We start from the raw sequence: 25039 nt of genomic DNA, 5'->3' as shown, positions 1-25039 counted from the left end.
TTCAGGCACACGAACTCGTGAAGGGGAGGTGTTAAGCACACCCCCTTGCAACCATCCTCGAGCTTCATTCAGAGCACTGTTCTGGTTTTCCCGGACGCTGGCGTACAGACTGAGTTGTGAAAACTTGTCATCCACCGCCAGTGGGGATTTTTTGCTACAAGCGCTCTAAGTTACAGTTGCTTTCAAGTGTTAAGTTGGCATCATAATGGCATTTTGAATAGCCTGAGAAGCCTAACATCCTCAAGAAGCTAAATATTGATAGGAAACTGATATGGACTGGAGAGATTTAGCTAAGACCGCTGTATACACGGGTGATAAACAACCTGACGATAGCATATGGGAACGAGTTGAAGGAGTTGATGTTGAGTTTATTGGAGCGTTCCTTACCGCACATCTTAGCCTTGAGAAATATATTACAGATTATTTAAGTTTACGTTATCCTTCCTTATCTTGGAGTGATGCGAGGTTGACGTTTTCGCAAAAAATAGCATTGATTCAAAATGAGCCAGCAAATCCTCCTTATAACGAGATTTATATTAGAATTAAAGATTTTAATAATATAAGGAATAAGATTAGTCATAACTTGAATTATCAGTTAAGTGATAAGGATAAAGAAAAATTCAAGGATTTTTATAAAAAAATAACTCATTCTAATGATTTAGCGAGCCATTTTGATATTGAAAGCCCAGCAGATTTGATTTGTTTTTTCTCACTAATGGCAAGTTCATATTTTGCAAGTAGGATTTCATATTATCATTCACGGAAAAAATAACTTTCTTCATGTCATGAGACTGGTGAGGATTTTGCCTTTCGCATGTTTTAATGTCACTTTTTTTTCAAAGTGACATTTTGGACTGTTATTCTTTGAATAAAGGGATTTTTTATTATGATAAAACCAACTCATCTTTTGCGAAGATATATTTACTTTGATAATGAGGTTATTCGAATTTACAGTAGTTTTCGATAAAATCTTTCGTACTACAAGTGATGGTGTTAAAACCAGAGTAAGCAAAGCAGGCTCGTGCTTTTTTGCAAAATCTCGTGTCATCTGAAATTAGAAAATCTGCACCCAAAGCGGCAATAACATGTAACATGTCGTTTTGTGAAGATTTGAAACGGTCTTTTCCACGAGTGATTTTTGTGAAGTCATCAGGGTAATATCCGGCCCAATTCATTAAACAATAAGCTCGTGCAACATCAGATTCAGGGGTTTTATCAAAAAAATCATTTAGGTTAAAAGTACTATTTTTGTTTTGGAATACGGTCTCGATTTTTTTAACGACTTCATTTACGTCTGCGTTTAAAATGTCTAAGGCCTTAATTTCATTCATATTGCGAAAAGGTTGTGGGCCCAGTTGCTCATTGTCTTCAATCTTTGGTGACTGAACTAGTAATGGGTTTTTATGTAACGTATTGAAACTTGATTGAAAATCAATGAGAGCTTGTCTTGCTTCTTCTGGCAAAGAGGATAAGTCAACAGAGGCTAATTGTGTCAATGCAAGCTCAAGCATATTATTCAGGCTATCATTGAGTCCGTTGTTGATATCTTCAAAGCTCTCGCCTACCTGAATTCCTGATATTTTTCTAGAAAATAATTCAGTTGAAGATAACACTGAGTCGATACCGAGCTCTAAATTTTCTTTTTGTATTTTTAAAAATGATTCCCAGATAATTTCAGGGTGAATGTTGGATAATTTGTGAGTATTTGGTTCAATGTATGCTGCATTTATTTCGGATAACAGATTAATATGTTCTTTTTTGTAATCTTCAGATTTTATTTGTGATATTTCCTGAAGTGTTACGAATGAATAAATAGGAATTACATCATCTAATTTCAAAACGAGCTTTAATTTTATATATTCATTAACTTTCATTTCGTCGATTTTTCTTTGACGTAAATTACTTAATGTATTCTGATCTAAGTAAATTAAAAAGCTCATGATATCATTTCCTTTTTATATATTAGTCTAGTATGCACTATATCATTATCTCAAGTAGAAAGCATACTCTGATTTTATGTGCGCTTGATGAAAGTGCTTCTACTGTTCTACTCATAAGATTTGAGGTTTTAGTCTTTGGAGTCCCCTTTAAATTCTAAATATTTACGGTTATTAAAATCCTTTAAATACATCGCGATTGATTCTCTGCTTTTGCCGAATATTGTTTTGCATGATGCATTCGCTATCTTTGAATTAAGTATATGAACGTCATTATCGTTTAACTGATTACTCGAGAAATATTTTTTGCCACTTGTTGATATTAAAATCGCTTTACGACTTGATAGTGGGTAATAATAATCAATTGATTCACCTTCGCTGCCATCTGGGTGTAGGTTTATTAATGGTTGGTCTGATGTGATGAAATCAATAGTTGAAATATTTTCTAGTAGAATTATCTGGCGTTTATTATTCAATGACATATCGTAAGAAAGATTTGTAGCCATAAATGAACACATGAACCACCAATTTCTGTTATAAAAATCTCTTAATCGTTCTTTTATCTGTGGTGAGCTAGGGACTTTATCCAATGAGAGGATGAATAATTTCTTCATTTTCCATGTTCTAGCAAATTGATATCCTAAGAAGTAGCAGAAGTCATAGTATGTTTCCTTGTTTTCTAGATAAAGAAGATTACCATTTTTTAACTCGCTCAGAATCTCTACGGCTCTTGATTCTTGTTGGGATAAATAATTTTCAAAGAGATTACTTTGCATAATCTCCTGTAGGTTTACACCAAGCTTATCTTTAGCTTTAGGTGCTAAAAATGAAATTATTCTTTGGCCTTCAAATATAATATTCACAAAATCCAAATGGATTTCCTTTAATGTTTCATTTGACTTACTTACGATCAGATTGATTAGCTCTTTGTCGGATTCATTAAGCTCACCCATTTTGTAGAAGTTTTTCTCGAAACCGAGGCCTCTAACGCTGTCACAAGCAATATTAGATTTCTTTGTTATGTACCAAATGTTGGAGCCATCAACTGCCCAATCACGAAGATAATGTGCCCATACATAATGGTGTTTTGTTTTTTTCTCAAAAATTTTCATTGGATTCCCTTCAACAAGTATGATGTTGAGCATTTGTAGATCAATCTTACACTTGGTGTAATCGGTCAACTAGACCTGACGAAGCACTTTTAAGGTGTACCCAAGGGTGTACACAATCTAGGTGTTAAATTTATATAATTTTAAATAACAATTAGTTAATTAGTTGATAGGCTTTCACATTAAGAAAAGCAAATAAGCTTTGCCTGCTTCACGAAAGCCCGCGTATATCGCGGGCTTTTTTTTGCCTGGTCATACCGCCGGTTTTCTCTGTGTGAAGTCAATCACTATTCACTTTTAACCAAGTTTAAATCTAAGAAAGTAGACAATCGTCGAATTTTCATCTTAAAGTCCAGGGTCCGGTACTAGACAAAACTAGCGCCTGGTTATCAAATGGTTAACTAACTTTTCGCCGCATGTAAAAAATCGGCCAGATACGTAACTGGCCGGCGTACCTGCTGGTGTTTACAAGCACGACGACATACCTTTCGGGAGAATTATGCAATCCACTGTTAATCAAAAAGAGAGCCGAACGTTCTTCGGCCATCCGTATCCGCTCGGTTCCCTGTTCTTCACCGAGATGTGGGAGCGTTTCTCGTTTTACGGCATCCGTCCGTTACTGATCCTGTTTATGGCCGCCACCGTCTATGACGGCGGGATGGGCCTGGCGCGTGAAAACGCCTCGGCGATTGTCGGTATCTTTGCCGGTACCATGTACCTGGCCGCGCTGCCGGGCGGCTGGCTGGCCGATAACTGGCTGGGGCAGCAGAGAGCGGTCTGGTACGGTTCGATCCTGATTGCGCTCGGACACCTGTCGATCGCGCTCTCAGCGGTGATGGGGAACAACCTGTTCTTTATCGGCCTGATGTTCATCGTGCTTGGCTCCGGGCTGTTTAAGACCTGTATCTCGGTGATGGTCGGCACCCTGTATAAAAAAGGCGACGCGCGTCGTGACGGCGGTTTCTCGCTGTTCTATATGGGCATCAACATGGGCTCGTTCATCGCGCCGCTGATTTCCGGCTGGCTGATCAAAACCCACGGCTGGCACTGGGGCTTTGGTATTGGCGGAATCGGGATGCTGGTGGCGCTGATTATCTTCCGCGTGTTTGCCGTTCCGGCAATGAAGCGCTATGACGGCGAAGTCGGCCTCGACTCTACCTGGAACAGCCCGGTGGTGAAGCGTAACGGCGTGGGCGTTTGGCTGCTGGCGCTGGCGGCAGGTGTGGCAACGATCGTGACGCTGATTGCGCAGGGCGTGATTGTGATTAACCCGGTCGCGGTAGCCAGCGTGCTGGTGTACGTGATTGCGGCGTCCGTTGCCCTCTACTTCATTTATCTGTTTGTTTTTGCGGGGCTGAACCGTAAAGAGCGCGCCAGGCTGCTGGTCTGCTTTATTCTGCTGATCTCCGCGGCGTTCTTCTGGTCCGCGTTCGAACAAAAGCCAACCTCGTTCAACCTGTTTGCCAACGACTACACTAACCGCATGATTGGAGATTTTGAAATCCCGGCGGTGTGGTTCCAGTCGATCAACGCCCTGTTCATCATCCTGCTGGCACCGGTGTTTAGCTGGGCATGGCCGAAGCTCGCGAGCAAAAACATTCGTCCGAGCAGCATCACCAAGTTTGTTATTGGTATTCTGTGCGCGGCGGCGGGCTTTGGCCTGATGATGCTGGCGGCACAGAACGTGCTGAGCAGCGGTGGGGCGGGCGTGTCGCCGTTCTGGCTGGTGGGCAGCATCCTGATGCTGACGCTCGGCGAACTGTGCCTGAGTCCGATTGGCCTGGCGACCATGACGCTGCTTGCGCCGGAAAGAATGCGCGGCCAGATGATGGGGCTGTGGTTCTGCGCCAGCGCGCTGGGTAACCTGGCGGCGGGCCTGATTGGCGGCCACGTGAAGGCCGATCAGCTGGATATGCTGCCGGATCTCTTTGCGCGCTGCTCCGTCGCGCTGCTGATTTGTGCCGCGGTACTGATCGTCCTCATTGTTCCGGTGCGCCGCATGCTGGAAAATGCGCAGACTAAACCGGCAGCTAACGCCTCTTAAACCTCGATCTTGCCGGGGCGGCGTTATGCCCCGGCAATTTATTCGACGAGGTAAGAACATGCTGTTAGGGTTTGTTGGTCTTGGCGCAGTCGTTGAAACAGCTTACCTGCCCGCAATACGAAAAATCTTTGATACTCCCCCTCGCTGTTTAGGCTTTGATATCCAGCCCGTAAAACAGCCGGAGGGCGTAACGCGCTGTGCCACACTGGCTGAACTCCTCTCCCAGCCGCTTGATACCCTGTTTATTACCACGGCGTCGCTGCACCATCTTGAGGTGCTTGAACACGCTCTCGCCTCATCGGTTTCCCGCATCGTGGTTGAAAAACCGATTGTTGCCACGCTTCCCCAAACCGAAAAGCTCAACGCGCTGCTGGCGAACCCCGACGTCGCCTCCCGCGTGCTGGCGCTCGATCACTGGATGGCGCGTATCGAAACGGTGAAGCGGTCCCTGGTTGGCAATATCGCTGACATCGTCAAAATCGACGGTTTTTTGCAGGAGCCGAGCGGAGTTAACTCCGCCGGAGAACCCATTGCGCTTAACTTTGCCACGGGCGAGCCGGACGCGCGTACGCTTCGCCACCCTGATGGCGTGATTCTGGATATCGGTACGCACGTGCTGGCGATGCTGCGCGAAACGGTGCGCTATCTGGGCGGGAATGATGAGATGACGCTGCGGGTCGTCACGGCTAAAGACCGCCTGGGTCGCGATATTGCAAAAGGCGACCTGACCACCGCGGAAGGCGAGGCGCATCTTCAGGGAAGCATCAGCGGCGTACCGGTGGATATCTGGCTTAACAAATACGCGGGACCCGCGGGCGGGCAAAAAGGCTTACGGCTCTGGTTGCGCGACGGGCGGACCATCAGCTACGACCGGCACGGCGCTGAAGATGTGCTGGAGCTGATGAATGGCGACACGCGTCAACGCTGGAACATTCCCGGCACGATCTACGAGCGCTGTCTTGCAGAGCATTTTCTGGGCGCCAACAGCCTGTTTGAACGGGATCCGCAAGAGGTGAGCCGCACGACGCGCCGCAGGATAGAGGAAGTGACGCTGCTGCTGGCGTTACAGCAGCAGCTGCGTGGCCCGCACTGAACGTAACGTGGTAAAATTACCGCAGACCAGATCGCTTTTAAGGAGTCACCATGACGATTACCTGCCCGGATTGCCAGGCACCGCTGGAGCCCCTGAACGGGGTGGCGCACTGCGACAGCTGTAAAAAAGACATTGCGCTTGAAGCCCGCTGCCCGGAGTGTCATCAGCCTCTCCAGGTATTAAAAGCCTGCGGCGCGGTGGACTATTTCTGCCAGAACGGTCACGGTCTTATCTCTAAAAAACGCGTGGAGTTTGTTCGGGCCGAAGGTTAATCGCAGACGCAGCCTTCGCCTTTCTTCCACAGCTCGACCAGCGACTCGGGCGCTTCCTGCTCGGGTACCAGCACGATGATATCGGCGTAGTGCGCCTGATTTTGCCCGGTCCAGATAATCTGGATGCGGAAATAGCGCTGGTCGCCGCTGCCGGGTGAAGAGGCTTGCCCGGGCGGCTGGCCGCGTGGAAAAGCCTGCTCCAGGATGCTCACCAGGCGCTGGCGCTGGGCCTCATTGAGCGACGAAAGCGCGATGGTGCGCTGTCCGCTCAGTTTGGGAATAAAAGCGACGCCGCCTTCCCGAGCCACCTCAACCACGGCGTCATCCGTCAGTTCCGGAACCTGCATTTACAACACTCCCACCTGTTCCCAGGCTTGTTTAATGGCCGCACCAGCGTCGCCGCCGGAGCGTTTCTCTCCGTGCGCGATCGTCAGTTTTGCGAAGGCCTCAAAATCCGCATCCTGCGCCAGATTGCGATCGCAAACCGTGTCGTACCAGGCATAACCCGCTTTTTCCCAGGCGTAGCCGCCGATCGCCGTTGCGGCCAGGTAAAATGCCCGGTTGGGGATGCCGGAGTTCAGATGCACGCCGCCGTTATCCTCGCGCGTTTTAATGAAATCTTTCATGTGCGCGGGCTGCGGGTCTTTGCCGAGCAGAGGATCGTCATAGGCGGTGCCGGGTTCAGACATCGAGCGCAGCCCTTTGCCGTTGATCCCTTTCGCCAGCAGCCCTTCACCAATGAGCCAGTCAGCTTTATCGGCGGTTTGCTTCAGATGGTACTGTTTGACCAGCGAGCCAAACACGTCAGACAGAGACTCGTTCAGCGCGCCCGACTGTTCAAAATAGATAAGCCCGGCTTCGGTCTCGGTCACGCCGTGGCTCAGCTCGTGCGCCACCACGTCGATGGCGATGGTAAAGCGGTTAAATATTTCCCCGTCGCCGTCGCCGAATACCATCTGCTGACCGTTCCAGAAGGCGTTCTGATATTCCCGACCGTAATGCACGGTGCCGGTCAAAATAAGCCCTTTATTATCGAGCGAATCACGCTGATATTCTTTCCAGAAGAAATCATGGGTAATACCCAAATAATCGTAGGCTTCATCCACCGCCACATCGCCGTTCGACGCCTGGCCTTCGTAACGCACCTGCGTACCCGGCAGCTCCTGGGTTTGCTTCGCGTCGTAAATATCGCGCTCCAGCTGTCCGGCTTTATTCACGTGCGGCGCGGCGGGTTTGCCGGGCATGTGGGCCATCAGAGTCTGGACGTGGGTTAAGGTCTGACGGGCACAGCGCTGCTGCGGCTCGGAACCGCTTTCAATAATACGACGAAGAATATAAGGGGGAATAACGCTATGAAGATGGGGCATGCTGCTCTCCTTATTAAAAAAGGGAATAGCAGCAGTATAGTAAGTAACCGGCGAAGAATTATCCGGTTTTACGCTGACGCGTCTTTTTCACCGGTTTAATTGATTTCACTTCGCTTTCTACCCAGCCGTCTGAAAGACGCGTCGTCAGCACATCGCCGGTATTTACCTGTTTAGTTTGCTTCAGCACTTTGCCGTCCGTCGCCGTCGTCACGCTATAGCCGCGCGCCAGCGTGGAGAGGGGGCTGACCGCTTCAAGATGGGTCACCGCATTGCCAAAACGTTCGCGGGTGGTGCTCAGGCGCGCACGGACAGTCTCCGCCAGACGATACTCCAGCTGCTGGATCCGCGTTTGCGCGCGATAAATTTTCGGCTGCGGGTTCTGCTGGTTCAGGCGCTGCGTCACGCGCTGCTGGCGCGATACCGCGCGCTTAAGCTGCGCGTCCACCGCAACGCTCATGCGCTGACGCAGGCGCTCAAGCACGGTCTGCTGACGCGCCAGACGCAGCTGCGGGTGCTGCTGCTGAAGTCGATGATGAAGCTGGGTAAATCGGCGGGTACGGTTGGCAAGGAAGTAGTCCATCGCCATCTCAAGACGCTGCTGACCGTTCTGAATCTGACGCAGCAGCTCCAGCTGGTTGCGGCTGACCACTTCCGCCGCCGCCGAAGGCGTAGGCGCGCGCAGATCCGCCACAAAATCGGCTATCGTTACGTCCGTTTCGTGGCCGACGGCGCTCACCACGGGGATCTGACTTGCAAAAATTGCCCTCGCCACGCGCTCGTCGTTAAAGCTCCATAAATCTTCCAGCGAGCCGCCGCCGCGCCCGACGATGAGCACGTCGCACTCCTGACGGGCGTTCGCCAGCTCAATGGCGCGAACTATCTGGCCCGGCGCATCTTCACCCTGAACGGCGGTCGGGTAGATGATGACGGGCAGAGAAGGGTCGCGACGCTTTAGCACGTGTAAAATATCGTGCAGTGCCGCACCGGTTTTCGAGGTGATGACCCCAACGCAGTGGGCAGGAGAGGGCAGAGGTTTTTTGAACTGCTGGTCGAACAGACCCTCGGCGGAGAGCCTGGCTTTTAACTGTTCATACTTCTGCTGCAGCAGGCCTTCGCCCGCAGGCTGCATGCTCTCGACGATGATTTGATAATCGCCGCGCGGCTCATACAGGGTGATATTGGCGCGAACCAGAACCTGCTGGCCGTGCTGAGGGCGGAACGTCACGCGACGGTTGCTGTTGCGGAACATCGCGCAGCGCACCTGGGCGGTGTCGTCTTTTAAGGTAAAGTACCAGTGTCCGGAGGACGGCTGCGTGAAGTTAGAGATCTCACCGCTGATCCAGACCTGCCCCATTTCCTGCTCAAGCAGCAAACGCACCGTCTGATTAAGGCGGCTGACAGTATAAATTGAGGGGGATTGAGAGGATAACATGTGAGCGGGATCAAATTCTAAATCAGCAAGTTATTCAGTCGATAGTAACCTGCTGAGAGGTGAGCGCAAGCATTTTTTTTAAAAAAGTGTGGATGCAATCGGTTACGCTCTGTATAATGCCACGGCAATATTTAACCACCCAGGTCAGAGATATTGCCCATGCTACGTATCGCTAAAGAAGCACTGACGTTTGACGACGTCCTCCTCGTTCCCGCTCACTCCACCGTTCTGCCGAATACTGCCGATCTCAGCACGCAGTTGACGAAAACCATTCGCCTGAACATTCCTATGCTCTCTGCGGCAATGGACACCGTGACTGAAGCGCGCCTGGCTATCGCCCTGGCACAGGAAGGGGGCATTGGCTTTATCCACAAAAACATGTCTATCGAACGTCAGGCGGAAGAAGTTCGCTTGGTTAAGAAACATGAATCCGGCATCGTGTCTGACCCACAGACCGTTCTGCCAACCACCACGCTGCACGAAGTGAAGGCCCTGACCGAACGTAACGGCTTCGCCGGTTACCCGGTTGTGACCGAAGAGAACGAACTGGTCGGTATCATTACCGGTCGTGACGTACGTTTCGTGACTGACCTGAACCAGCCTGTCAGCGTGTACATGACGCCAAAAGAGCGTCTGGTTACCGTTCGCGAAGGCGAAACCCGCGACGTGGTGCTGGCAAAAATGCACGAAAAACGCGTTGAAAAAGCGCTGGTTGTTGACAGCAGCTTCCACCTGCGCGGCATGATCACCGTTAAAGATTTCCAGAAAGCAGAACGTAAACCTAACGCCTGTAAAGACGAGCATGGCCGTCTGCGCGTCGGCGCTGCGGTTGGCGCAGGTGCTGGTAACGAAGAGCGCGTTGACGCGCTGGTTGCTGCGGGCGTTGACGTCCTGCTGATTGACTCCTCTCACGGCCACTCCGAAGGCGTACTGCAGCGTATTCGTGATACCCGTGCTAAATACCCTGACCTGCAGATCATCGGCGGTAACGTGGCCACTGGCGCAGGCGCTCGCGCGCTGGCTGACGCTGGCTGCAGCGCGGTGAAAGTGGGTATCGGCCCTGGCTCTATCTGTACCACGCGTATCGTGACCGGCGTGGGCGTTCCGCAGATCACCGCGGTGTCTGACGCGGTTGAAGCGCTGGAAGGCACCGGTATTCCGGTTATCGCCGACGGCGGTATCCGCTTCTCTGGCGACATCGCCAAAGCGATCGCCGCGGGCGCAGCTGCCGTGATGGTAGGCTCCATGCTGGCCGGTACCGAAGAATCCCCGGGTGAAATCGAACTCTACCAGGGCCGTTCTTACAAATCCTACCGCGGTATGGGCTCCCTGGGCGCGATGTCCAAAGGTTCCTCCGACCGTTACTTCCAGACCGATAACGCCGCTGACAAACTGGTACCGGAAGGTATCGAAGGTCGCGTTGCCTATAAAGGCCGTCTGAAGGAGATCATTCACCAGCAGATGGGCGGCCTGCGCTCCTGTATGGGTCTGACCGGCTGTGGTACCATTGACCTGCTGCGTACTAAAGCGGAATTCGTACGCATCAGCGGTGCGGGTATCCAGGAGAGCCACGTTCACGACGTGACGATCACCAAAGAGTCCCCGAACTATCGTCTGGGCTCCTGATTTTTCTTCGCCCGACCTCGTGTCGGGCGATTTATTTAATCTGTTTCACTTGCCTCGGAATTAGCGTCAATGACGGAAAACATTCATAAACATCGCATTCTCATCCTGGACTTCGGTTCACAGTACACTCAGCTGGTGGCGCGTCGCGTGCGTGAACTGGGCGTTTACTGTGAGCTGTGGGCGTGGGATGTCACGGAAGCACAGATTCGCGAATTCAATCCAAGCGGCATCATCCTGTCCGGCGGCCCGGAAAGCACCACCGAAGAGAACAGCCCGCGCGCGCCGCAGTACGTGTTCGAAGCTGGCGTGCCGGTATTCGGCGTGTGCTACGGTATGCAGACCATGGCAATGCAGCTGGGCGGCCACGTAGAAGGCTCTAACGAGCGCGAGTTTGGCTACGCACAGGTAGAAGTTGTGACCGACAGCGCGCTGGTGCGCGGTATCGAAGACTCCCTGACCGCAGACGGCAAACCGCTGCTGGACGTGTGGATGAGCCACGGCGACAAAGTTACCGCTATCCCGTCTGACTTCGTCACCGTTGCCAGCACCGAAAGCTGCCCGTTCGCCATCATGGCGAACGAAGAAAAACGCTTCTATGGCGTGCAGTTCCACCCGGAAGTGACCCACACCCGTCAGGGTATGCGCATGCTGGAGCGCTTCGTGCGTGACATCTGCCAGTGTGAAGCCCTGTGGACCCCGGCAAAAATCATCGACGACGCCGTTGAGCGTATCCGCCAGCAGGTTGGCGATGACAAAGTGATCCTCGGCCTCTCCGGCGGCGTGGACTCCTCCGTGACCGCGATGCTGCTGCACCGCGCCATCGGCAAAAACCTGACCTGCGTCTTCGTGGACAACGGTCTGCTGCGTCTGAACGAAGCCCAGCAGGTCCTGGACATGTTTGGCGACCACTTCGGTCTGAACATTGTTCACGTGGAAGGCGAAAAACGCTTCCTGGACGCGCTGAAAGGCGAGAACGATCCGGAAGCGAAACGTAAGATCATCGGCCGCGTGTTCGTTGAAGTGTTCGACGAAGAAGCGCTGAAGCTGGAAGACGTGAAGTGGCTGGCTCAGGGCACCATCTACCCTGACGTGATCGAGTCTGCGGCTTCCGCAACCGGTAAAGCACACGTCATCAAATCTCACCACAACGTGGGCGGCCTGCCGAAAGAGATGAAGATGGGCCTGGTTGAACCGCTGCGTGAACTGTTCAAAGACGAAGTGCGTAAGATCGGTCTGGAACTGGGCCTGCCGTACGACATGCTCTACCGTCACCCGTTCCCGGGGCCGGGTCTGGGCGTGCGCGTGCTGGGCGAAGTGAAGAAAGAGTACTGCGACCTGCTGCGTCGCGCGGACGCTATCTTCATCGAAGAGCTGCACAAAGCTGATCTGTACAACAAGGTAAGCCAGGCGTTCACCGTGTTCCTGCCGGTTCGCTCCGTCGGCGTAATGGGCGATGGCCGCAAGTACGACTGGGTTGTCTCCCTGCGTGCGGTTGAAACCATCGACTTCATGACCGCGCACTGGGCGCACCTGCCGTATGACTTCTTAGGCCGCGTGTCTAACCGCATCATCAACGAAGTGAACGGTATTTCCCGCGTGGTGTATGACATCAGCGGTAAGCCACCTGCTACGATTGAGTGGGAATGATTTAACATTTGGTAAAAACTGCACCCCAAAAGTTATATATTCAACCTTTGGGGTACAGTTCGTAAGTTACTTTTTTTAGCACTGTTCATATCTGACTCTGATCTAAATCCTTACTCCATTATGAAACAGAATTTCGGCATTATATTTATATCCCAGGCAGGAAGTGATTCCTTTGATAAGTCAAAAATTCACTAATGCGGAGACAGATTTTGCACTGAAGGAGATTGAGGGTAGTAATTTACTTCAATACGGGGATATCGTCGAACCTGATGAGTTCGACGATAAAAATTGGAAGACCCATTTCTTTGGGATGTTTGGGGTAATTAAAACTATTGTGTTAATTATTCGTTAGTTGCCGGTTTGTATCTGAATTTATTACTTGGTACGTACTCTTTCCTTTGCATCACATTGATGATTTTGACTCCCTCACCATGTTTCAAATATTTGTAGGTAAAATACCTAGCTACTTTTTCTTCGTGCGTAGATAGGATTATTTGCTTTTCTCTGAAGTCATTGCGTAATACCTCGACTAGCGATGCCATATTAATATCGTCCATAGTCTGGACAGGATCGTCAATAAGGATGCCAGAAAATTTGGTAGAGTAGACTCGATGCAGCGCTAAAGTTAAAGCAATTACAACGGCGGATATCTGCCCAGAACTCATAGTATTGAGGATATCATGGTCGCTTTCCCAATTGGAAACTAAGCGCACATTCTTAAGTTCATCCTCACCCGTTGGGTCTTTAATAAAGATCCCATGTCCAAGCCCAGCCTGGTGAGTCTGGAGAATCTTTCCGGAATAGATGTAGAATGGGATTTCGATATTAGTAATAAGTTTTTTTCTATACTGCCTAATTTGAGTTCGAACTATTGTGATTAACTCACCTATATCTTTCGAAGCACGGTCTAACTGATTAAATTCAGTGGTCAGCTTTTTGATATTTTCAGAAATGCCTCTCAATGAACTGAAATAAAGACTTTTTATATAGCTCTCTTTTTTATCTAGTTGAACAGTATTTATTAATCCAAGCTTATCCTGTTCGCTGTTGAAATAATCTCTATAAATTCTTTCAAATACATTAGCTCTGTTGGCATCGTAATATCCTTCAGGTGTCTCACCTATCGCCAGGCGTATTCTTTCGCACAGGTTATCTACTGCTTTAGTGAGATAAATTTCCCCTCCTGGTACTGGGAATGTTGTTGCGAACAAATCATTATGTTCAATTTTCTCCGAATGTAACCATTTGCTCAGCTTATCAAGCCGTTTTTTATCAGCTAATGCTTTGGATAGGGAGAGTAACTCCTCTTGCGTTGAAGCTGTTACTTGCTCAAGGTACTTGGCGCAGGAGTGAAGTAAGGGGGAGAGATAAGTTGAGTTGAATGCATCTCTGGCTGCTACTAGCTGCTGTTCCTGTCCCGAAAGTTGTGATCTAATTAAATGGCCATGTTGAGTAATCGCTTGAGTTAGGGAGTCGTGAGTTTTCCAATCATGTCCACATAGCAAACATGCAGACTCTTCTGGTATGTTCTGGACACCATTAGACATTGCATCGTGATGCTTTAGAAGCTCGGAGTAAATAGAGCTTAAACCACTCGCTTTGTTCTCTATTTCAATAAGATTTTGAAGAGCTGCTTCAAATGCACTACTATTTCCAAGGGACAAAATTTGGAATATTGAATTTAAGTTAGCTACATCACGAATTAGCTTCAGATCACCACTTTTAAGAGTTGTATGACATTGCCGTATCGATTGGTAAGTTCTGTTCGCTGTGACATACAGATCATAATGATTAACAGAATTATAGTAGCCAATATAAAGTTGGAGAATCTCTCTTTGAAGAGTTGCATTCTCGAAGCGACGGTTTCTAATAAAAAAGTTCTGATATGTAAGAAGATTTTTTACGTTATTGATTTCCTCTAAAGAGTAATTAAGTTTTTCCTGATTTAATTCAGTGATCGTAATCGCGTCCCAAAATGGCTCTCTTTTGGAACCAGCTAACCATTGGAATACGTAAAAATGTGGCGCGATGACGTCGGCAGTAATACTTGTGCTTTCATCAATTTTGTAGGTTTTCTTAATATTCTCGATCTGTGTCGTGACATTCTTTTTAGAAGTTATTAACTTACGAGAAATGTCTGTCAGCTTACTAAGCCTTTCATCTGCATCACGCGTATTGCCAAATAGTTGGGAAAGCTCTTCAGCTCGTTGTGTTTCGTTTTTTGTTTTCAGAAATCTGGAAGTTTCTTCTTGCTGTACGTAATGAAATAGTAGGAAGTCCCGCGAAAAATTTTTGCTATCAAAATATTGCTCCAATGCATTCGGGGGGACTGGTACAGGATTTCCATCTATTATTTCGTTGAGTTCCCATAGCTCTACGAATCTAGAGATCCTTTTGGAGGCATTAGGGATTTTATCTTTTAGTTTTCGCTGAAATATTCTTGTTTTTGATTCTTTATCTTTGAATTCAAGGGTAATTTCAACTTTTTCTGCACCTTTATGTGCAACAACGATATCTGCTGGATTTTGGCGGTTTTCTAGAGATATAAGTCTAGTGATATTTCCTGTTATACCTAATTCGATTGCATCGAAGACAGAAGTTTTGCCATATCCATTTGGACCATCTAATAATATGAGATTATTATCATCAAAGTTTAACGTATATGGTTCTCCTCCAAATATTTTGAAGTTTTTTAGTACAATTTTATTGAGGTTGATCATGCTTGGTTCTCCCATATATTCGCGACACGCATATGAATGTTTTCATCGGTCCATTCAGTATCGATCTCCATTAGTTTTCTGTATATCGAAGATTGATATTGGGATAAGCAATTTTGAATCTCTTCATTTAAGTTGGTTAGTTTTTGTTCTTGAGGTGTATAGGTGATGAATGGAAGCTTAAGTGCAGTTTTCAGTATGAGGGAGTAGAAATCATTATTGTTAGCATGATCATCCTTAAATTTAAGAAAATTCCTTCCGTCATTTGAATTAATTATTTCGCTTATCACCTTGTTTGTTATTTTTTTTATCCCTGCTGAGGTGAGGTAATCTTTTAGACTTGTCAATTCACTTGAGGTGTAGGTGATAACATTCTTCTTGAAGTTGTAATGGTCTTCTTCAATAGAAAGTATTATCTTTCTGCTTATTTTTTCTTCTTCATGACAAATTATCATGGTGCAGTTTTTTTCGAAAGAGCGGTCCACTTGTCCAGAATTGCTGATTTCTTCGAATAGGGATTGCGCTTTATCATCTAGTAATTCTTGAGCTGTTGCGTCGGATTGGCTTTGAAGTTGAATCGTAACAAAGTATTCCTCTCGCTTGCTTTCCTGTGGCAAACAGAAAAGATAGAGATCTTTTTTCATATCAATCCGCTCATAACCATTGCTGTAGAGGATATTATTGACGATGTTTATCATTATTTTAATGCCTTCTGTGCGGTAGATATTGGGATAAGGTTAATATTTTTCAACATTTCGTCTCTTTTACAACGGGGGTCTGATTCTTCTGCTATAGGAGCTTCCGTATGTACAGCCAGTGTGGGCGAAAATTGGTACGCGTCTTTCCCATCATATATAAGATTTTCTACCTCAAATAATATTTCACTCATGTTTGGGTTATCTATAATTTTTCTTTCAATTTGGCTGGCTCGCCCAATATTTATAATTGTTGTTGGTAAGTAGTATTGAAGTGGCGGAGTCGCGCTACGATAGACGAATTTATAATGTAGTGCATTGTGTGAGACACGTTCAAAATTAATTGCATGTAGGATCTTTACAAGTACGTGGCGAATACCATCCGTGTTTACATCTAAAGCATTTTCTATATTGTTGTTATGTTGGAGATAAATTTGAGGAGAGAAGCGACGATAGTGTTCCCACAAATCTTTTGGACTTAAACCTAATAGCATTTTTCTTGCTTCTTTAAGATTACAGTACTCACTTTGGCTTTGGTTTAAATAGTCTTCTGGATCACTTATATAATCATCTATTAAATGAGAAAATTTTTCCTTAAATTTACAGGCGAGATACTCCTTGCCAATATCTTCATGTTCAATATCAAGCGCACAAATTATTTCTCCAAAGCTTATTGGGATTTTCTCGCCTAATTTTTTATTCTTATGTCGGTATATTATATATCGATCTATTATTCCTAAAAAACAGTGGAAAGTTTTTTCTAACTGCTCAGGAGTAGTAGGAAAATGCCTCTTGGTTAACGCATTAGCAATTTCAGATTTTATCTTGCTATTAATGTCATCTAAGCTGCAAAATTTATTGCCATCATCATATTGATAGGCATCAAGCCTAGCAAGAGCGTCATTTTTTCCATTCGATATAGATTTTAGGTGGTCATATAACTGATTTGCCTTATTACCATTGAAGGCTGCTCTTAATATAGCTGCTGTCTTGGTGATATTGTTCTGATCAGATGCAGCTTTTTCGAGCACAGAGCTTCCATCTTTGGGGATTGTATTTTGGTAATGGTTTAGAATAATATTTAGGTCGTCTTGTATTGATGTTGCTAAATCCTGGAAATTAGGTTTAGGATTTATCAACTTCCAGGTGTGAATTTTTCCTGTTACATTAGGCTGTTTGTATAGCTCCAAGGTAATTCCGAATAAGGCATCAGAATATTCGCTATAACTACTAGAATTATATGCCTTTACCTGATGGAACGAGATTGGGATTTCGTTGTGCCGGATCTCGAAGTCCTCAGTGGACTCTAGCATCAAGCTGTAATTTGACATGTCTGCATCTACAGGCTCTGCATTTATAAGTTTTAAGGCATAGTAAAGAGCAACTTTGCCTTGGTAATTGAAGCCACTCCAAGAAGGCGAAGCATCGAAAGCCATTAGAATACTCCTACGCTGCATCTGTGACGAAATATACGCACTGGTAAGACGACACTGTGGCCGCCGCGTTTCCATACGAGTGTGCTAATTCTAGGTGAAATCTCATATCAGATGCCACTTTATCAGCAGGGTTTTGCGAAAAGGAGTAAAAATTTTAAGTAGTTTGGTGGCTGCCTAGTCTTTTGCATACCCACTTTTCCTGTTCATTAGCTATGGGTTGGCTGGAGAAAATGAGCCTGATTACCTTGTCATCATGATCAGATCGGTAGTCGAGGGAAGCAGAGTGGATTTAGGGCGTTTTGACGGCAGATATTTCAATGGGATGTAAGTAGTTATATCGGGCGAATCAACCGTGAAAAGCAAACTTGGCGGCTATGAGTTGTGAGAGTGAAACTATGCGTACAGCAAATGAAAAATGCTCGGGAAATAGCCGAAAATATTTGGCTTTGCTTCCAAACTAATACCAGAGGAAGTTACTGACATATTGCAGTTATGATCGAGACAATGGCATAGTCTTTAGATGTTGAGTCGTCGTACTCTTCAGGATGGCTTGCAGAAATGTACGCTAAGATGACTGAAGATTTTCATACGTCACCTTTTTTAGGACCTTTTCTCTAATGGATTGGATTTAAGTGATATAAGTCATATAGATAACTCTTAATTCTCAATAGTATTATTCATGGTTTTGAGGAAGAAGGTATCTTAGATACGTTAAATTTATTGGGTTAAGATAGTCTAATTAATAATAGAGTGGGGATAATCCTCCCTCTGAACTAACCCCAAAATCCTCTGCCTGTGCAGGGGGTTTTTTATTTCCTTATTTCCCTTCCCCCAATCTATACGCCAGCGCCACCACCAGCGACTGCACCAGGCACAGCGTTGCCGACTGTGACCGAAACGCATCCACCTGCGCCTCTTTCACTACAAAGCAGAGATCGCTGAACGTCGCCAGGGGGCTTATCTGGCTGTCCGTAATCACGATCTGCCGCGCGCCGACGCTGGCGGCGGTTTCGCTCACCATCACCGTCTCTTCCGCGTACGGCGAGAAGCTGATCGACACCACAATGTCGCGCGCCTTAATGCGGCTGATCTGCTCGCGTAGCATGCCGCCCATGCCGTCGAGCAGGATAGGGCGACACTCCAGGTGGCTCAGGGCGTAGGTCAAATACGCGGCGACGCTAAAGGAGCGGCGCAGCCCGGCGATGTAGATGGTGTCGGCGTCGGCCAATAGCTGTACCGCGCGCTCCAGCATTTCCGGTTCGGCGCGGGCGGCCAGCTGCTGCAGCGCTTGGGCGTTCGAGCGGGCGAACTCCTGCAGGATATCGAGCGGCGTTTCCGGCACGGCCTCGCTCTCCATTTCGCGGAACAGCCGGGCGCGGTCGCTGTAGCTGGCGGTCTCCTCCACCAGGTTCATGCGAAACAGCTGTTTCATTTCGTTGAAGCCGGTGAAGTCAAAGGCGTTGGCAAAGCGGATCAGCGTCGAGGGCGGCACGTCGGCGCGCTCGGCAATGACGGCAACCGTATCAAAGGCCACGCTGTTGGTGTTATCCAGCACGTAGCGGGAGACCTGCTGCAGCCTCTTGCTCAGGCTATCGTAGCGATCGCGGATTTGCTGCTGCAGTTCGTTCAGGCTGGTTGCTGTCGTCATCTTATCCCCCAAGTACAGTCTTATGATTCTAAACGCAAAACCGCGTCTTTTAAATGTCGGCCATCCATCTGGCAGCAAAAATGAAACAGAAACTTCAGTCATTTCCTCGCCCGAAATCCCTTAATAGCGCACGCTGCGTCAGTGTTGTTGGCTGTTAACATAAAAATCCATCCTTGATCACAATAATCATCATTTATTTTATTTCAACTTAAAATGGAATATTTGTTTCATATATAGTGTCCAGTAGACAGCATTCAGGTAACAGTCACGTATCAACAGCGAGAGGTTAAGGATGGAGACGGTAGCGAATTTTATTCACGGCGAATGTGTCACCGGTTCAGGCCAGCGCGTTCAGGCGATCTTCAACCCGGCCACCGGCGAGCAGATCCGCCAGGTGGTGATGAGTACGGCGCAGGAAACCGAACAGGCGATTGCCGCCGCGCAGCAGGCGTTTCCGGCGTGGGCGCACCATGCTCCGCTGAAGCGCGCGCGCGTGATGTTCCGCTTCAAGGCGCTGCTGGAAGAGAACATGGACCGCCTGGCCCGCATCATCAGCGAAGAGCACGGCAAGGTCTTCTCCGACGCGGTGGGTGAACTGACCCGCGGTCTGGAGGTGGTGGAGTTTGCCTGCGGCATCCCGCATCTGCAAAAGGGTGAACACTCGGCGAACGTCGGTACCGGCGTCGACAGCCACTCGCTGATGCAGCCGCTCGGGGTCTGCGCCGGGATCACGCCGTTTAACTTCCCGGCGATGGTGCCGATGTGGATGTTCCCGATTGCGCTGGCGACCGGCAACACCTTCGTGCTGAAGCCGTCGGAAAAAGATCCTTCTCTGGCGCTCGCGCTGGCGCAGCTGCTGAAAGAGGCCGGTCTGCCGGACGGCGTGTTCAACGTGGTGCAGGGCGATAAAGAGTCCGTTGACGTGCTCCTGACCGACCCGCGCGTGCAGGCGGTGAGCTTTGTCGGCTCCACGCCGATTGCGGAATACATTTACCAGACCGCGTCCGCCCACGGTAAGCGCTGTCAGGCGCTGGGCGGCGCGAAAAACCACTGCATTCTGATGCCAGATGCCGACATGGAGATGGCGACCAACGCCATCATGGGCGCGGCCTACGGCGCGGCGGGGGAACGCTGCATGGCGCTCTCGGTGGTGCTGGCGGTGGGGGATAAAACCGCCGATGACCTCTGCGCCCGGCTGGAGAAACAGATTGCCGCGCTGCGCGTCGGGCCGGGCCTGGACCAGTCGCCGGAAAACGAAATGGGGCCGCTCATCTCCTCCGTGCACCGCAGCAAGGTGCTGGGCTACATCGACAGTGGCGAGTCGCAGGGAGCGAAACTTCGCGTGGACGGTCGCGGCTTCAGCGTGAAGGGCCACGAGCAGGGCTACTTCGTCGGGCCGTCGCTGTTCGATAACGTCACCCCGGAGATGACCATCTATAAAGAAGAGATCTTCGGCCCGGTGCTTTCTGTGGTGCGTGTAGCAGATTACGCCAGCGCGGTGGATCTGATTAACCGCCATGAATATGGTAATGGCTCGGCGATCTTCACCCGCGACGGTGGCTGCGCGCGCCGCTTCTGCGAAGAGGTGCAGGCGGGCATGGTGGGCGTCAACGTGCCGATCCCGGTGCCGATGGCGTTCCACAGCTTCGGCGGCTGGAAGCGTTCCATCTTTGGCGCGCTCAACGTCCACGGCAGCGACGGCGTGCGCTTCTACACCCGAATGAAAACCATCACCGCGCGCTGGCCGGAAATGCAGCAGGAGACAGGCGCTGCGTTCTCCATGCCGACGCTGGGCTGACAGGAGGTTTTATGCAAACCGAACGTATGACCATGGCCCAGGCGCTGGTCCGGTTCCTGAATCAACAGTACGTCAGCGTGGACGGCAACGAAACGCCCTTCGTGGAGGGCGTGGCCACCATCTTTGGGCACGGCAACGTGCTGGGTATCGGCCAGGCGCTGGAGCAGGACCCGGGCCATCTGCAGGTGATGCAGGGCTGCAACGAGCAGGGCATTGCCCATATGGCGACGGGATTCGCCAAACAGCACCGCCGTCAGCGCATTTTTGCCGTCACCTCCTCCGTCGGGCCGGGCGCCGCCAATATGGTGACGGCGGCGGCCACCGCCACCGCGAACCGCATCCCGCTGCTGCTGCTGCCGGGCGATATCTACGCCAGCCGCCAGCCGGACCCGGTGCTGCAGCAGATCGAGCAGTATCACGATCTTAGCATCAGCACTAACGACTGCTTCCGTCCGGTCTCCCGCTACTGGGACCGCATTAACCGGCCGGAGCAGCTGATGAGCGCCATGCTAAGCGCGATGCGAACGCTTACTGACCCCGCCAATACCGGGGCGGTGACCATCTGCCTGCCGCAGGACGTGCAGGGGGAAGCCTGGGACTACCCGCTGAGCTTCTTCGCGCGTCGCGTGCACCACATTGAGCGCCGTCCGCCCGATCCGCAGCGTCTGGCGCAGGCGCGGGCGCTGATCGCCCGCAAGCGTCGTCCGCTGGTGGTGTGCGGCGGCGGCGTGCGCTATTCCGGCGCGCATGAGGCGTTTCGCGAGTTTGTCGAGACGCTGCGGCTGCCGTTTGCCGAAACCCAGGCCGGAAAGGGGGCGCTGGTAAGTGACCACCCACTTAATCTGGGCGGCGTAGGGGTAACGGGCGGCATGGCCGCCAACCGGCTCGCGCCACAGGCCGACCTGGTGATTGGCGTGGGCACGCGCCTGACCGACTTTACCACCGGCTCCAAGGCGCTCTTTTCCCACCCGGACGTCGAATTCCTGCTGCTGAACGTGGCCGAGTTTGACGCCCTGAAGCTGGACGCGACCGCGCTGATCGCCGATGCCCAGACCGGGCTGCAGGCATTAACCCACTTGCTCAAGGAGTATCGCAGCGGCTGGGGAGAGGCGATCGCCGAGGCGAAGTCCGCCTGGCGCGACGAGTGCCGCCGCCTGTGGGATCGCCAGTGGCGCCCTGACGACGCGCCCGAAGTGGCGGGACACCTGGATGCGCAGCTGGCGGAATACGGCGAGACGCTCAACACCCGCCTGACCCAGACGCGGGTGCTGGGGCTGATCAACCAGCATATTGAAGATAACGCCGTTGTGGTGGGCGCGGCCGGTTCGCTGCCGGGCGATTTACAGCGTCTCTGGCAGGTCAAGACGCCGGACAGCTATCACCTGGAGTACGGCTACTCCTGCATGGGCTACGAGATAGCGGCGGCCCTCGGCGCGAAGCTCGCCAGACCCGAACTGCCGGTGTACGCCATGGTGGGGGATGGTTCCTACATGATGCTGCACTCCGAGCTGCAAACCGCCGTTCAGGAGGGCATTAAGATCGCCGTTCTGCTGTTTGATAACGCCAGCTTCGGCTGCATTAACAACCTGCAGATGGGGCACGGCATGGGCAGCTTTGGCACGGAAAACCGCCATCGCAACCCGGAAACCGGGCGGCTTGACGGGCCGCTGGTGAAGGTCGACTTTGCGCAAAACGCGGAAAGCTACGGCTGCCGCGCGTGGCGGGTGAACGACGAGCAAACCCTGCTGGCGGCGCTGGAGGCATCACGGGCGCATCCGGGCCCGACGCTGCTGGACATCAAGGTGCTGCCGAAAACCATGACCCACGACTACGCCTCATGGTGGCGAACCGGTGACGCGCAGGTAGCGGAATCTTCTGCCGTGCGTGAGGCCGCGGAGCAAACGCAGGCGCAGGTGAAAAAAGCCCGCCAGTATTGAGTTTTCTCTTCGTAACGAAATTTTCATTTCATTTCCCCTCACCCTAACCCTCTCCCCAAAGTGGAGAGGGGATGGTTCGGTGCGGCCTTTTCTCCCTCGCCCCATTGGGGAGAGGGCCGGGGGGAGGGGCGTTGCCGCACGTCCTTCCATGTTGTGAGATTGATAACAAAATTTATCTCATTCATCTCAAAAGTGTTAACCCACACTCAAAAACATAATTTTCACTATTTATAAAAATGAAATAAATGTTTTATTTATAGGGTCGTTAGTTCACAGCATTCACCAACACCGGGAGCCGTTATGTTTAACATTGCTTTACTGGGCGCTGGCCGCATTGGCCAGGTACATGCAGCTAACATCGCCAGCCACGGCGCGACCACCCTCTGGTCCGTGGTTGACCCGAATCAGGAATTTGCCACCCGTCTTGCCGCGCAGTATCAGGCCCGCCAGCAGAGTCTGAACGAGGCGATGACCGACCCTAACGTTCACGCCGTGCTGATCGCCTCCGCCACCGATACCCACGCGGATCTGATTGAAATGGCCGCCCGCCACGGCAAGGCCATCTTCTGTGAAAAGCCGGTACACCTTGACCTCGCCCGCGTGCGCGACTGCCTGAAGGTGGTCAAAGAGTACGACGTGCCGCTGTTCATCGGCTTTAACCGCCGCTTTGACCCGCAGTTCCGCCGCGTGAAAACCGACGCCCAGGCCGGGCGCATCGGCAAACCGGAATCGCTGCTCATCATCTCTCGCGACCCGTCTCCGCCGCCTGCGGAGTACGTGCGCGTCTCCGGCGGCATGTTCCGCGATATGACCATTCATGACTTTGACATGGCCCGCTTCATCATGGGCGAAGAGCCGGTGTCGGTGTATGCCCAGGGCAGCAACCTGGTGGATCCGGCGATTGGCGAGGCGGGGGACATTGATACCGCGTTTATCGTTCTGAAATATGCCTCCGGCGCGATGGCGACCATCGTCAACAGCCGCCGTTCATCTTACGGCTACGATCAGCGCCTGGAGCTGCACGGCTCCGAAGGGCTGCTGTGCGCGGGCAATATTCTTGAAAACCAGGTGCAGCACTACGGCAAACAGGGCTGCACCAGCGCGCTGCCGGAACACTTCTTCCTGCAGCGCTACAAATCCGCTTACGCCGCGGAATGGGAACACTTTGTTGCGGTCCTGCGCGGCGAAGCGGTGCCTGACTGCAGCGGCGATGATGGTGAACGTGCGCTGTACCTTGCGGATAAAGCGCTGGAGTCACTGCGCAGCCAGCGCGAGATCGTCCTCTAAACACAACAACCCTACACAGAGAGACATAATAATGAAAAAACTGATCGTAGCCGCCCTCATCGCCATGACGTCCGGGGCCGCCCTCGCCGAAAACGAGCAAATTGTTTTCAGTACGCCAAACCTGGCCATGCCGTTTGAAGTTCACATGCAGCGCACGGCGGTGAAAGCCGCAAAAGAGATGGGCGTGAAGCTTCAGGTGCTGGACGGACAGGGCAGCTCGCCGAAGCAGGTGGCTGACCTGGAAAACGCCATCACCCGCGGGGCGCAGGGCTTTATCGTCTCCCCTAACGACGTCAACGCGGTCTCCAGCGCGGTGGATGAAATTCAGGATGCGAAGCTGCCGATCGTCACCCTTGACCGCTCCGTCGACAGCCAGAAGAAAGTGCCGCACTTTGGCGCCAACAACTACAAGGGCGGCCAGGCGGTTGGCGACTTCGTTAAAACCAAATTCCCCAACGGCGCGGACATCATTCTCCTCACCGGTCAGCCGGGCTCCTCTTCCAATATTGAACGCACCAAAGGGATCCGCGACAGCCTGAAGGCGGGCGGGGATAAATACAAGATCGTCGCCGATCAGACCGGCAACTGGATGCGTTCTGAAGGGATGCGCATCGTTGAAAGCGTTCTGCCCTCGCTGCCGAAGCGCCCGCAGGTGATCCTCTCCGCCAACGACGATATGGCGCTGGGCGCGATTGAAGCGCTGCAGAGCCAGGGCGTGAAGCCGGGCGAAATCCTCGTGACCGGCTTTGATGCGGTGCCGGAAGCGCTGGCCCGCGTGCGCGACGGCTGGCTGGCGGTAACGGCGGATCAGCGTCCGGGCTTTGCGGTGCAGACGGCGATGAGCCAGCTGGTGGCCAACGTGCGCGAGAAGAAAGCCATCACCGGGGCCGACTATCCGCCGACGCTGATCACCAAAGAGAACCTGCAGCAGGCTGAGCGTATCGGTGAGGCCGGTAACTAATATGTCCCGAGCCGCCTCTGGCGGCTCATCATG

General features: G+C 50.9%; 19 protein-coding genes. 10 read left to right on the top strand and 9 right to left on the bottom strand.

Going from position 1 to position 25039, the window contains the following annotated elements; all coding sequences use genetic code 11:
• Window positions 1–271: 271 nt before the first annotated feature.
• On the top strand, window positions 272–772 hold the full coding sequence (locus AC2TE5_RS16690) for a hypothetical protein (protein WP_484612050.1): 501 nt from the start codon (window positions 272–274) through the stop codon (window positions 770–772).
• A 166-nt stretch (window positions 773–938) separates the two neighbouring features.
• Here AC2TE5_RS16690 and AC2TE5_RS16685 read toward each other — a convergent pair whose 3' ends face one another.
• Window positions 939–1940, bottom strand: a complete 1002-nt coding sequence (locus tag AC2TE5_RS16685) for a hypothetical protein (RefSeq protein ID WP_484612049.1) — start codon at window positions 1938–1940, stop codon at window positions 939–941.
• A 128-nt stretch (window positions 1941–2068) separates the two neighbouring features.
• Window positions 2069–3049 carry a DUF4238 domain-containing protein gene (locus AC2TE5_RS16680; protein WP_484612048.1) on the bottom strand — a complete coding sequence of 327 codons (981 nt, stop codon included), beginning with the start codon at window positions 3047–3049 and terminating at the stop codon, window positions 2069–2071.
• Window positions 3050–3545: 496 nt separating this feature from the next.
• Between AC2TE5_RS16680 and AC2TE5_RS16675 the strand changes: the two genes are divergently transcribed.
• From AC2TE5_RS16675 to AC2TE5_RS16665, 3 genes are read left to right on the top strand one after another with little or no spacing between them, the layout of a single operon-like run.
• A complete protein-coding gene (locus tag AC2TE5_RS16675; protein WP_032659418.1) occupies window positions 3546–5090 on the top strand; it encodes a peptide MFS transporter in 1545 nt (514 codons plus the stop codon).
• Between the two features lie 58 nt (window positions 5091–5148).
• Window positions 5149–6183 (top strand): Gfo/Idh/MocA family oxidoreductase, encoded by a 1035-nt coding sequence (locus tag AC2TE5_RS16670; RefSeq protein ID WP_484612047.1) that lies wholly within the window; start codon window positions 5149–5151, stop codon window positions 6181–6183.
• A 50-nt stretch (window positions 6184–6233) separates the two neighbouring features.
• Window positions 6234–6455: a zinc ribbon domain-containing protein gene (locus AC2TE5_RS16665; RefSeq protein ID WP_484612046.1), complete on the top strand. Its 222-nt coding sequence runs from the start codon at window positions 6234–6236 to the stop codon at window positions 6453–6455.
• On the opposite strand, the gene AC2TE5_RS16660 is transcribed toward AC2TE5_RS16665, so the two are convergent.
• The 3 genes from AC2TE5_RS16660 to xseA are packed head-to-tail and all read right to left on the bottom strand — an operon-like array spanning window position 6452 to window position 9254.
• Window positions 6452–6802, bottom strand: a complete 351-nt coding sequence (locus AC2TE5_RS16660) for a protealysin inhibitor emfourin (RefSeq protein ID WP_484612045.1) — start codon at window positions 6800–6802, stop codon at window positions 6452–6454. The two genes, AC2TE5_RS16665 and AC2TE5_RS16660, sit on opposite strands and share 4 nt — an antisense overlap.
• Window positions 6803–7822: a M4 family metallopeptidase gene (locus AC2TE5_RS16655; RefSeq protein ID WP_484612044.1), complete on the bottom strand. Its 1020-nt coding sequence runs from the start codon at window positions 7820–7822 to the stop codon at window positions 6803–6805.
• Window positions 7823–7880: 58 nt separating this feature from the next.
• Window positions 7881–9254 carry an exodeoxyribonuclease VII large subunit gene (xseA, locus tag AC2TE5_RS16650; protein WP_484612043.1) on the bottom strand — a complete coding sequence of 458 codons (1374 nt, stop codon included), beginning with the start codon at window positions 9252–9254 and terminating at the stop codon, window positions 7881–7883.
• A gap of 159 nt (window positions 9255–9413) precedes the next feature.
• Between xseA and guaB the strand changes: the two genes are divergently transcribed.
• Together guaB and guaA are read left to right on the top strand one after the other, a co-directional pair.
• Window positions 9414–10880 carry an IMP dehydrogenase gene (guaB, locus tag AC2TE5_RS16645; protein ID WP_029741666.1) on the top strand — a complete coding sequence of 489 codons (1467 nt, stop codon included), beginning with the start codon at window positions 9414–9416 and terminating at the stop codon, window positions 10878–10880.
• A gap of 69 nt (window positions 10881–10949) precedes the next feature.
• The gene (gene guaA / locus AC2TE5_RS16640; protein ID WP_202774541.1) at window positions 10950–12527 is read left to right on the top strand and encodes a glutamine-hydrolyzing GMP synthase; all 1578 of its coding nucleotides are present in this window, start codon (window positions 10950–10952) and stop codon (window positions 12525–12527) included.
• Between the two features lie 341 nt (window positions 12528–12868).
• Here the strand turns inward: guaA and AC2TE5_RS16635 are convergent, their stop codons facing one another.
• The 4 genes from AC2TE5_RS16635 to AC2TE5_RS16620 form a co-directional block, all read right to left on the bottom strand.
• A complete protein-coding gene (locus tag AC2TE5_RS16635) occupies window positions 12869–15247 on the bottom strand; it encodes an AAA family ATPase (protein ID WP_484612042.1) in 2379 nt (792 codons plus the stop codon).
• The gene (locus AC2TE5_RS16630; RefSeq protein WP_484612041.1) at window positions 15244–15942 is read right to left on the bottom strand and encodes an ABC-three component system middle component 1; all 699 of its coding nucleotides are present in this window, start codon (window positions 15940–15942) and stop codon (window positions 15244–15246) included. The genes AC2TE5_RS16635 and AC2TE5_RS16630 overlap by 4 nt, the downstream gene beginning before the upstream one ends.
• Window positions 15942–17375: an ABC-three component system protein gene (locus AC2TE5_RS16625; RefSeq protein ID WP_484612040.1), complete on the bottom strand. Its 1434-nt coding sequence runs from the start codon at window positions 17373–17375 to the stop codon at window positions 15942–15944. Before AC2TE5_RS16625 ends, AC2TE5_RS16630 begins: the two co-directional genes overlap by 1 nt.
• An 817-nt stretch (window positions 17376–18192) precedes the next feature.
• Window positions 18193–19023 (bottom strand): MurR/RpiR family transcriptional regulator, encoded by an 831-nt coding sequence (locus tag AC2TE5_RS16620; protein ID WP_008502123.1) that lies wholly within the window; start codon window positions 19021–19023, stop codon window positions 18193–18195.
• 292 nt (window positions 19024–19315) lie between these two features.
• Between AC2TE5_RS16620 and AC2TE5_RS16615 the strand changes: the two genes are divergently transcribed.
• From AC2TE5_RS16615 to AC2TE5_RS16600, 4 genes are all read left to right on the top strand, one after another.
• The gene (locus AC2TE5_RS16615; protein WP_484612039.1) at window positions 19316–20821 is read left to right on the top strand and encodes a CoA-acylating methylmalonate-semialdehyde dehydrogenase; all 1506 of its coding nucleotides are present in this window, start codon (window positions 19316–19318) and stop codon (window positions 20819–20821) included.
• 11 nt (window positions 20822–20832) lie between these two features.
• Window positions 20833–22758 (top strand): 3D-(3,5/4)-trihydroxycyclohexane-1,2-dione acylhydrolase (decyclizing), encoded by a 1926-nt coding sequence (gene iolD, locus AC2TE5_RS16610; RefSeq protein WP_484612038.1) that lies wholly within the window; start codon window positions 20833–20835, stop codon window positions 22756–22758.
• A gap of 300 nt (window positions 22759–23058) precedes the next feature.
• Window positions 23059–24045 (top strand): inositol 2-dehydrogenase, encoded by a 987-nt coding sequence (gene iolG / locus AC2TE5_RS16605; RefSeq protein WP_038417345.1) that lies wholly within the window; start codon window positions 23059–23061, stop codon window positions 24043–24045.
• Between the two features lie 31 nt (window positions 24046–24076).
• Window positions 24077–25006: a sugar ABC transporter substrate-binding protein gene (locus tag AC2TE5_RS16600; protein WP_023333011.1), complete on the top strand. Its 930-nt coding sequence runs from the start codon at window positions 24077–24079 to the stop codon at window positions 25004–25006.
• The last annotated feature ends 33 nt before the right edge of the window (window positions 25007–25039 follow it).

It is taken from the genome of Enterobacter sp. N5-15 (assembly GCF_057221635.1).
This window is presented reverse-complemented; position numbering and strand designations above follow the sequence as displayed.

Excerpts from the sequence above, each read along its gene's own strand:
- AC2TE5_RS16670 (WP_484612047.1), top strand. The coding sequence starts at position 5,149 with ATGCTGTTAGGGTTTGTTGGTCTTGGCGCAGTCGTTGAAACAGCTTAC.
- AC2TE5_RS16685 (WP_484612049.1), bottom strand. The coding sequence starts at position 1,940 with ATGAGCTTTTTAATTTACTTAGATCAGAATACATTAAGTAATTTACGT.
- iolG (WP_038417345.1), top strand. The coding sequence starts at position 23,059 with ATGTTTAACATTGCTTTACTGGGCGCTGGCCGCATTGGCCAGGTACAT.
- guaA (WP_202774541.1), top strand. The coding sequence starts at position 10,950 with ATGACGGAAAACATTCATAAACATCGCATTCTCATCCTGGACTTCGGT.
- AC2TE5_RS16660 (WP_484612045.1), bottom strand. The coding sequence starts at position 6,802 with ATGCAGGTTCCGGAACTGACGGATGACGCCGTGGTTGAGGTGGCTCGG.
- AC2TE5_RS16615 (WP_484612039.1), top strand. The coding sequence starts at position 19,316 with ATGGAGACGGTAGCGAATTTTATTCACGGCGAATGTGTCACCGGTTCA.
- AC2TE5_RS16655 (WP_484612044.1), bottom strand. The coding sequence starts at position 7,822 with ATGCCCCATCTTCATAGCGTTATTCCCCCTTATATTCTTCGTCGTATT.
- AC2TE5_RS16625 (WP_484612040.1), bottom strand. The coding sequence starts at position 17,375 with ATGGCTTTCGATGCTTCGCCTTCTTGGAGTGGCTTCAATTACCAAGGC.
- AC2TE5_RS16635 (WP_484612042.1), bottom strand. The coding sequence starts at position 15,247 with ATGATCAACCTCAATAAAATTGTACTAAAAAACTTCAAAATATTTGGA.
- iolD (WP_484612038.1), top strand. The coding sequence starts at position 20,833 with ATGCAAACCGAACGTATGACCATGGCCCAGGCGCTGGTCCGGTTCCTG.
- guaB (WP_029741666.1), top strand. The coding sequence starts at position 9,414 with ATGCTACGTATCGCTAAAGAAGCACTGACGTTTGACGACGTCCTCCTC.
- AC2TE5_RS16680 (WP_484612048.1), bottom strand. The coding sequence starts at position 3,049 with ATGAAAATTTTTGAGAAAAAAACAAAACACCATTATGTATGGGCACAT.
- AC2TE5_RS16675 (WP_032659418.1), top strand. The coding sequence starts at position 3,546 with ATGCAATCCACTGTTAATCAAAAAGAGAGCCGAACGTTCTTCGGCCAT.
- xseA (WP_484612043.1), bottom strand. The coding sequence starts at position 9,254 with ATGTTATCCTCTCAATCCCCCTCAATTTATACTGTCAGCCGCCTTAAT.
- AC2TE5_RS16600 (WP_023333011.1), top strand. The coding sequence starts at position 24,077 with ATGAAAAAACTGATCGTAGCCGCCCTCATCGCCATGACGTCCGGGGCC.
- AC2TE5_RS16630 (WP_484612041.1), bottom strand. The coding sequence starts at position 15,942 with ATGATAAACATCGTCAATAATATCCTCTACAGCAATGGTTATGAGCGG.
- AC2TE5_RS16620 (WP_008502123.1), bottom strand. The coding sequence starts at position 19,023 with ATGACGACAGCAACCAGCCTGAACGAACTGCAGCAGCAAATCCGCGAT.
- AC2TE5_RS16690 (WP_484612050.1), top strand. The coding sequence starts at position 272 with ATGGACTGGAGAGATTTAGCTAAGACCGCTGTATACACGGGTGATAAA.
- AC2TE5_RS16665 (WP_484612046.1), top strand. The coding sequence starts at position 6,234 with ATGACGATTACCTGCCCGGATTGCCAGGCACCGCTGGAGCCCCTGAAC.